Genomic DNA, 9053 nt, shown 5'->3' with positions numbered 1-9053 from the left:
CCCTGGCGCTTGAGGATCTTGTAGTAGTAGCCGTGATAGGGCGTCTTGCCCTGCCCGCCCTTGTAGCCTTCGCGCTCGGCCTGCGCGGCGAGAGCGCCAAGCGGACTGGCCTCTTCTCCTGCCCCGGTCGCCCAGAACAAGCCGTCGCGCTTMCCCGGGCGGCTCGCGACCCGCTGGGCATAGGAGCCTGGCCCGGCGCCGGTTCTGTCCTTGCTCGCATAGTCGTTCTGGGCGTCGACATAGGCCAGGCTGACCTGGATCGCATCGAGCTCATTGCGCCCGAGGCGCCTGAACAGGATTTCCTTGCGCCCGGCCTCTGTGTCGAACCGCCACTCCCCGTCCTTGCGCAGGATCGGGATCGGGAACGGAAAGTCATTCTGACCAACGAGCAATGTCGCCTTGTCGCCGTCGACCGTGACCTGGTGCTTGGCCTGATAGGCGGAGAGAAAGCGCTCCCTGTCCGCCGCGTCGGCGACCTCGTCGCCGGAAAAGACGATGTCGCGCCCCTTGAGCCCGAGAACGCCGAGCATCGGGCCGGTCTCGCTGGTGCGGGCGGCTTCCACAAGGGCTGCGGCGGCCGCCTCGGGYGTCTTGAAGCGCTSTTGCGCGCTGGCTGCGGAGATCCCGGCCAAGGTGGCAGCCGCGATTGCGAGGCTCAGCCATCGCCGACGGATCCGGTTGAGGTGCATCATGGCAGCATACCTCCGGACATCTCCGGGACAGTGGCACGGCATAGTGCCGTCGCCGCACATTCATGGCGGATGGTTCCGGTCGGTACGTGCGAGCCGGATGCCAGCCATTGATCGTAGGTCTGGAACCGCACCCCGATGCGCTCGTAATAGACACGCAGGAAACCATCGGCGCCCCGTGTCACGGCGTCGGGCGCGACCTCMTGGACCTCCTGCGCCATCACGCCGACATAGCGCCTGTCGCTGCCCCGATAGGCAAACCGGTAGAAGCCGATGCCATTCCGAAGCCGGCCGAGCTCGACGATATGATCCTTGAGCGCGAYGTCGGAACGCCGCCCACCGCCGCCCCCGCGACCGCCGCCTCCACGCCCACCGCCGCCACCCATGCGCGCGCCACCGCCGCCGCCCATGCGTGCCCCGCCGCCGCCAAAGCCGCCGGCGCCAGCCCTGGGACCACCGCCAAATCCGCCGCCACCCATCCGCGCTCCGGCATGAGCGAAGCTCGCCTGTCCGCGCTGGGATTGAAAATTGGCTGCCCTGCCGGGCTGCATGTTGCCGAAGGCATTGTCGCGGCGCGGACCAGCCGCCCGATTGACGTTGCCGCCGCCGGGGCGATTGGCCTGCGCCGGCCTTTGCGCGTTCGGACGGTTCTGGCGCGCGCGGTCGGCGGTGGCAGGACGGTTCCCTACGCCGCGATCGGGACGCGCTGCACCGGCGCCGGCATTGGGGCGATTGCCGGCATTGGGTCGGTCAGGCCGATTGGCCCCCTGCCCGCGATCCGGCCGGTTGCCAGCTCCGGCGTTGGGGCGATCGGGCCGGTCCGGGCGGGCCTGATTTCCGTCCCGCCCGCGAAAGTCCATGCGTCCGTCGCTGCCCGGGCGTGAGGTGTTCGCAAACCTCTGTTGAACCTGCGAATTGCCGTATCTGACCCCCTGGCGATGCTGCGGATTGTGCTGCCAGTGCGTCACGCGATCGCGGTTGATATTGATGTTGTTGTTGTTCCAGTTGATGTTGCCGCCCCAATAGCCGCCGGTCGCCCAGCGTCCGAGCGCGTAGGCGGTGCCGAAGGCGAGACCGGTCGCAACGACGCCGGCCGCTATGTAGCCCGTGTAGGGAAAGTAGTAGGGCGGATATTCCGGATAGGGCCAGGAGCCGTAGACGACGCTGGGCTCATAGTACGGCACATAGATGGTGTCCGGTGCCGTCGGCGCGATCGCGATGGTCTGCCTTGCGCCCTCCTGCTGCACGGTCACCGTCTGCTGCGTACCCGAGGTGAGCTTCTTGTTCTCGTAGGCCCGCGACCTCATCCGCTGGACAGCGCCCATGACGTCGGTTTCCTGAGCGAGAACGGCATCCCCGAGCTTCTGCGTCCATTCCAGGTTCTTGCTCATCATCTGGAGCACCGACGGCGTGGCGACCAATGCCTTGACGCTATCGTCCCAGGCCTGTTTCTCCGCGGCGGCCTTGAGTGCGTCTCCCTTGAGCTTCTTGTTCTCGGCAGCCCAGCGCTGGGCCTGTACGACTTCGAGCGGATAGGTCGAGGCCATCAGCACCTGAGCCAGCAGGGTGTCCGGATAGAGCGCCACGGGAGCGAGGAGCGCGTCGAGCTGCGCTGTCGCGAGCAGGGCCTGATCGACCGGCAGGGCCGCGGGCGTCACTGCCGCGCCCGGCGAAGGAGCGGGCGCCTGCGCTTGTGCGAAGGATTGAAGGGGGGGCGCCAAGGCCAACACGCCCGCCAGCACGAACTGGAGAATCATCGCACGCTCCCGATTTCCGCTCCTTCGGGGCGCTCGCACCTCGGAAGGGCATGCTGCCGGAATGTCGAGGCCAGTATCAGGACAGCCCCGGATACCGAATTCGAGCCGTTGCTAGCGCAGGTTGCTTGGGGCGGTGCCATGGGTGCGCTCCCACTCTCGCAGCGCCTCGAACGCTTCCTTGTTCGCGCGGCCCTCCTCCATGGCTTTCGTCAATAGGCCGCTCTGCTTCATCATCTGGTTCTCGTAGATGAAATCCCACATGCAGCCATTGATCTTGTTGCATGAGTTCGCTGTTCCGACGGTCTGCGCGGTAGCTGATGCGACAAGAACCGCGGCGGCCATTACGACGGACGCTGCAAGGGTGATCAGCCTGCTCATCATCAAAGCCTCCACGCTCAATTCGCGACTAACCCACGCAGGACATCGCAATGCGTTCCGACCTACCCCGTGAATTCTAGCGAATTCCTGCCAACAAGAACCTGTCCCTAAGGACGGAGACGCAAAGCGGGGCGCCGTCGAGCAGGCCCTCGATGACCTCGGCGTGCTCGAGGAGTTCCATGCCTTTCCCGGCACGGAGCTGATCGCGGCGCTGCGCGAACGTCTCAGGAACGAGGACAAGGCCGGATTTCTCGCTCTTGCGAAGCGCATCTCGGTCGACATCATCACAGGCAACTACAAGCATGACGCAGGCGAACGGCAGGCGGCCGATCTCTCCCTCCCCGAACCCGCGGATCTGCTGCCGCCGGCACTTGGCGAAACCCAGACGCATCGGCCCTATTTCGAACTGCTGATCGTATCGCCCGCGCCGCCCGCCCGATGGCCCCACATCGCCGGCGAGTTCCGCAGGCTGCGACGGCAGGAAGATGCCTTCATCTATGAATCCGTGCTGGTCGGAAGTCTCGAGGACGCTGTCTGCGCCGCGGTGATGAACCCCGACATTGCAGCGGTCGCGATCTATGAGGGCTTCGCGCTGCGCTCTCGCCATGACGCATCGGTGCTGAGAAATGTGCTCGCCACCCAGCAACCCTTGCTGCAGGAGGCGGACGAGGCCGACCTTTCGCTGCGCCTGGCTGCGGGGTTGAAGGCGATCCGGCCGGAACTCGACATCTACCTTCTGTCGGATCGCCGGGTGGAAAAGCTCGCCGGCGATCCCCGCGCAGCCATGATCCGGCGGGTCATGTACCAGATCGAGGAGCCGCTCGAACTCCATCTCTCGCTGCTGGAGGGCATCCAGGCGCGCTTCGAGACACCCTTCTTCGACAATCTCAAGCGCTATGCGCAAAGACCGATCGCCACCTTCCACGCGCTGCCGATCGCGCGTGGCAAATCTGTTTTCCGCTCGCCCTGGATCCGCGACATGGGGCAGTTCTACGGCATCAACCTCTTCCTGGCGGAGAGCAGCGCGACAACGGGCGGGCTCGACAGCCTGCTGGAGCCCACGGGCAACATCAAACGGGCACAGGACATGGCTGCGAGGGCCTTCGGCGCCGAGCACGTGTTCTTCGTCACCAACGGAACCAGCACCTCGAACAAGATGGTTCTGCAGGCGCTGGTCGCTCCCGGCGATATCGTGATCCTCGACCGCAACTGCCACAAGTCGCACCATTACGGGCTGGTGCTGAGCGGGGCTCAGCCCTTCTATGTCGAAGCGTTCCCGATGGCGGAATTCTCGATGTATGGCGCGGTCCCGCTGCGCACCATCAAGAAGGCGCTGCTCGACCTGAAGTCCGAAGGTCGGCTCGACCGGGTGAAGATGCTCGATCTCACCAACTGCACCTTCGACGGCCACATCTACAAYACGCGGCGCGTCATGGAGGAATGCCTGGCGATCAAGCCAGACCTGATCTTCCTCTGGGATGAAGCCTGGTTCGGMTTCGCGCGCTGGTCGCCCTTCCTCCGRCCTCGGACCGGCATGGGCGCAGCCRSCGACATCGAAGCCTGGGCGCAGACGCCCGGAGCAGTCGAACAGTTCGAGAAACAGCGCGCCGAACTCGGYAATGCGCCTTCAGCCGASAAGCTGCTGCAGACGCGCCTCATTCCCGATCCGCGCGCCATTCGCCTGCGGGTCTATCAGACCAACTCGACCCACAAGTCGATGTCGGCCATCCGCCAGGGCTCCATGGTGCTGGTGAAGGATGTCGATTTCCACACGATCGAGGCCCAGTTCCACGAGGCGATCTTCACCCATGCCTCGACCAGCCCGAACCAGCAGCTGATCGCAAGCCTCGATGTCGCCCGTCGCCAGATGGAGCTCGAAGGCTACGGCCTCGTCATGAACGCCATCGAGATYGCTCTCGACATTCGCCGCGAGATCAACTCGCATCCGCTGATCTCCAAGTATTTCAGCATCGTCGGTGCCGATGGGATGGTGCCCAAGGAGTACCGCTCCAGCGGCTTCGTCGACTTCCTGGCTCCGGGAACGCGCTGGGATGATCAATTGCGCAGCATGCGCGAGGATGAGTTCTGCCTCGACCCCACCCGCATGACCCTGGTCTGCGGCACGGCTGGCTTCGATGGTACCAGCTTCAAGGGCCTGCTTGCCTCCGAATACAACATCCAGCTCAACAAGACCTCGCGAAACTCGGTTCTGCTGCAATCGAACATCAACAACACGCGCAGCGATGTCGCGCTTCTGATCAGCGTGCTCCTGAAGATCTGCAGGAGCATCGATACAAGGCTCAAGCACGGTGGCGAGGCGGAGCAGACGGCCTTCGCAGCGCGSGTCAAGGCGCTGATGAAGGACGTGCCCGATCTGCCGAATTTCAGCCATTTCCACGAAACGTTCCGGCAGGACGCAGGTGACAAGACCCCGGAAGGGGACATCCGCACCGCATTCTTCGCCGCCTATTCCGAGAAGCAGTGCGAGTATGTGCCGATCGACAGCCCYGAATGCGACCGSCGCCTCAAGGACGGGCCGGACATGGTCTCGGCCAATTTCGTGATCCCCTACCCGCCCGGCTTCCCGATCATGGTGCCCGGCCAGGTCATCACGCACGAAACGATCACCTTCATGCGCAAGCTCGATGTGAAGGAGATCCATGGCTACGAGAAGGCCAAGGGCCTGAAACTGCTCAGAACGGACGTGCTCGCCGGGAAGAAGAGCGCCAATCACGAAACAGCCCGCAAGAAACCGCGGGCTKCCTAGCTCACTTGCCAGCGAAWGCGCGGCAGYTCKGSGCYGCCAAATAGGGAGATCGGCATGTTCGAATGGTTCGCCAGTACGCTTCGCAGCTATCCGGAGATCGCGCTCTTTCTGTCCCTGGCGATCGGATACTATGTCGGCGGCTTCGCYTATAAGGGMTTCAGCCTCGGGGCGGTCACCTCCACGCTGATCGCGGCCGTCCTCATCGGCCAGCTCGGGATCACGATCTCCCCGAACGTCAAATCGACGTTCTTCCTGATGTTCCTGTTCGCCGTCGGCTACGGCGTTGGCCCGCAATTCGTGCGAGGCATCGCCAAGGACGGCGCGCCCCAGGCGATCTTTGCGGTCGTCGTCACCGTGTTCTGCCTCGCGATACCGGTCATCATCGCAAAGATCGCCGGCTACCATCCGGGCTATGCGGCGGGCCTCTATGCCGGCTCGCAGACGATTTCGGCCTCGATGGGCCTGGCGACCGATGCGATCAATCGCCTCGGTCTCTCGCCGGAACAGACCAAGGAATKSCTCGACGCGATGCCCGTCGCCTATGCGGTGACCTATATCTTCGGCACAGTCGGATCGGCCGTCGTCCTCGCCCAGCTTGGACCCAAGCTTCTCGGCATCGACCTCGTCCAGGCCTGCAAGGACTATGAGGCGCGGCTCGGCGGCGACAAGGAGCTTGGCGGCCCGGGTTCTGTCTGGCGGCGCTTCGAGCTGCGCGCCTTCAAGGTGCGAAGCGGCGCCAGGGTTGTCGGCATGCGCGCAGTCGATGCCGAGGCGCTGGTTCCCGATGCGCGGGTCTTCGTCGAACGCATCCGCCGCAATGGCATCATCGAGGACGCGACCACCGATACCATTCTGCAGGAGGGCGACATCGTCGCCATTGCCGGCCCGCGGGAGGTTCTCGTCAACCTGATCGGCCAGGCCGCCGAAGAGGTCGAAGATGCCGAGCTCCTCGACGTCAAGGCCGAGGGTGTCGACGTCTACGTCACCAGCAAGGATGTCGACGGCAAGACGCTCGCGGAGATTTCGCATATGCCGCAGGCGCGCGGCGTCTTCCTCCGGAAGATCGTGCGGGGCGCGACCGCYACCAGTATCCCGATCCTCGCCAACACCGTGATCCAGCGTGGCGACATCCTGACGATCGTCGGCCGGACCCAGGACATTGCCGCCGTTGGCAAGGTCATCGGCCATCCCGACCGGGCCAGCGACGTCGCCGATGTCGCCTTCATCGGTGCTGCCATCACGCTTGGCGCCCTGGTCGGCGCTCTCGTGTTCAAGGTCGGCGGTGTCCCGCTGACCCTCTCGACAGCCGGCGGCGCGCTGATTTCCGGCCTGGTCTTCGGCTGGCTCCGCTCCGTGCGCCCGCTCTTCGGCCGCATCCCAAGTTCCACCGTCTGGTTCATGAACTCGGTCGGCCTGAACATCTTCATCGCGTGCGTCGGAATTTCCGCCGGCCCCGGCTTCGTCAAGGGGCTGCAGACGCAAGGCCTTGGCCTCTTCCTCTGGGGTGCATTGGCCACCGCGATCCCGCTCATCCTGGCGATGTTCGCCGGCAAATACATATTCCGGTTCGATCCGGCCATTCTGCTCGGGGCCTGTGCCGGCGCCCGCACCACTACGGCAGCGCTCGGCATGATCTGCGAGACCGCAGGAAGCCAGGTTCCGGCTCTGGGCTACACCGTGACCTATGCGGTGGGAAACACCCTTCTGACGATCTGGGGCATGGTGATCATCATGCTGCTGACCTAACGGCGACACGTACTGACGCATTCGTTGCACATGAAGAACATGGGGAAATGCCATGGACCTGGTSAAGTTACGCAGTTTCGCAACCCTCAGCCCCTTCGAGATCAAGGACGAACTGATCCGTCTCGCTAAACAGACCGCGCAGACCTCCTCGATCGCCCTTCTGAACGCCGGCCGCGGCAATCCGAACTGGGTCGCGATGACGCCGCGCGAGGGCTTCTTCCTGCTCGGGCAGTTTGCGATCACGGAAAGCAGGCGCGTGATGCACAAGGCCGCCGGCATTGGCGGCATGCCCAAGGCCGAGGGTATTGCCGAGCGGCTGGAGGACTGGCTCGCCGATCACAAGGACTCGCCCGGCGCCACCTTCCTCCGAGAGATGGTCGCCTTTGCCATCAATAAGTTCAGCTTCAAACCAGACGCCTTCGTGCACGAGCTCGTCGACTCGATCATTGGCGACAATTATCCGGTGCCTGACCGCATGCTCGTGCACAATGAGCGCATCGTGCATGAATACCTGATGTGGGCGATGTGCGGGGAGCCGCACCCATCCGGCCAGTTCGACCTCTATGCCGTCGARGGCGGAACGGCRGCGATGTGCTACATCTTCAAGTCGCTGAAGGCCAACCGGCTCCTGAACCCGGGCGACACGATTGCCCTGGCGACCCCGATCTTCACGCCCTATCTCGAAATGCCGCATCTYGAGGATTACGGCCTCAACATCGTTTCGGTGGCCGCGCCTCAGGAAAACCGCTGGCAGTTCACCGACGAGGAACTCAAGAAGCTTGAAGACCCCAAGGTCAAGGCCTTCTTCGTCGTCAATCCGGGCAATCCCTATGCCGTTGCCCTGAGCGAGGAGACGATCGCCAAGATCGTGAAAYTGGTCCAGACCAAGCGTCCCGACCTGATCATCCTCACCGACGACGTCTACGGCACCTTCGTCAAGGGTTTCCGTGGCCTGCTCGGCGCGCTCCCGCAGAATACAATCGGGGTCTACTCCTACTCGAAATATTTCGGGTGCACCGGCTGGCGGCTCGGCGTCATCGCCATYCACCGCGACAAYATCYTGGACAAGGCGATCGCGAACCATCCGGAGAAGATCCTGACGGTGCTCGATACCCGCTATGGCCCGATCACGCTCAAGCCGCGCGAACTGAGACTGATCGACCGCATCGTCGCCGACAGCCGCGACATCGCCCTGAATCACACGGCCGGCCTGTCGCTGCCGCAGCAGGTGATGATGACCATGTTCTCGCTGTCCGAGATGATGGACGAGGCCAAGCTCTATCAAAAGACCTGCATGGATATCGTGAAGTCCCGCGTYGACCGGATGATCGAAGGATTGGGCATCGATGTGCCCGACAAYCCCCTGCATGATCGCTATTACGGCCTGATCGATTTCGAGTTCTGGGCGAATAAATATGTCGGCCCCGAGGTGGTGAGCTATATGAAGGAGCACGTCCATCCGCTCGACATCGTCTTCCGCCTCGCCGAGGACCACGGCATCGTGCTCTTGAACGGCGGCGGCTTCCACGCCCCCGATTGGTCGGTGCGCGTCTCCTTCGCCAATCTTGACGACGAGGTCTACAGCCAGATCGGCCGCGCTACCCGCGCGGTGGCGCGTGGCTACCGCCAGGCCTTCGATGCCTACAATCTCGCTCTCGCCAAAAAGCCCTGACGCGCGAGAGCGGCAGGAGTGAAGGTGTGGGCAGGTGATTTCCT

General features: G+C 63.8%; 5 protein-coding genes and 1 pseudogene. 3 read left to right on the top strand and 3 right to left on the bottom strand.

Features of this window, described 5'->3' with window-relative positions; genetic code table 11:
* The 3 genes from AC1DGP_RS34530 to AC1DGP_RS34520 all read right to left on the bottom strand — a co-directional run.
* On the bottom strand, positions 1–692 hold a 692-nt coding region (locus tag AC1DGP_RS34530; RefSeq protein ID WP_476833226.1), incomplete at its 3' end, for a DUF2950 family protein.
* Positions 689–2446, bottom strand: coding sequence for a DUF3300 domain-containing protein (locus AC1DGP_RS34525; RefSeq protein ID WP_476833225.1), 1758 nt, complete (start codon positions 2444–2446; stop codon positions 689–691). The genes AC1DGP_RS34530 and AC1DGP_RS34525, both read right to left, overlap by 4 nt.
* Before the next feature lie 111 nt (positions 2447–2557).
* Entirely contained in the window at positions 2558–2827 is a 270-nt protein-coding gene (locus AC1DGP_RS34520; RefSeq protein WP_476771123.1) for a hypothetical protein, read from the bottom strand.
* A gap of 124 nt (positions 2828–2951) precedes the next feature.
* Here AC1DGP_RS34520 and AC1DGP_RS34515 point away from each other — a divergent pair.
* The 3 genes and pseudogenes from AC1DGP_RS34515 to aspD form a co-directional block, all read left to right on the top strand.
* Positions 2952–5591: pseudogene (locus tag AC1DGP_RS34515) on the top strand (decarboxylase); the annotation flags it as partial.
* 54 nt (positions 5592–5645) lie between these two features.
* On the top strand, positions 5646–7337 hold the full coding sequence (gene aspT, locus AC1DGP_RS34510; protein ID WP_476769974.1) for an aspartate-alanine antiporter: 1692 nt from the start codon (positions 5646–5648) through the stop codon (positions 7335–7337).
* Between the two features lie 52 nt (positions 7338–7389).
* The gene (gene aspD, locus AC1DGP_RS34505) at positions 7390–9009 is read left to right on the top strand and encodes an aspartate 4-decarboxylase (RefSeq protein WP_441490983.1); all 1620 of its coding nucleotides are present in this window, start codon (positions 7390–7392) and stop codon (positions 9007–9009) included.
* Positions 9010–9053 lie beyond the last annotated feature (44 nt).

The sequence above is a fragment of the Allobosea sp. 05T433 genome, from assembly GCF_056396065.1.
The sequence above is the reverse complement of the archived record's forward strand: the minus strand, read 5'-3'. Positions and strand labels throughout refer to the sequence as shown.

Bases quoted from the DNA above. Each gene is read 5' to 3' on its own strand.
- AC1DGP_RS34520 (WP_476771123.1), bottom strand. From the start codon at position 2,827: ATGATGAGCAGGCTGATCACCCTTGCAGCGTCCGTCGTAATGGCCGCC.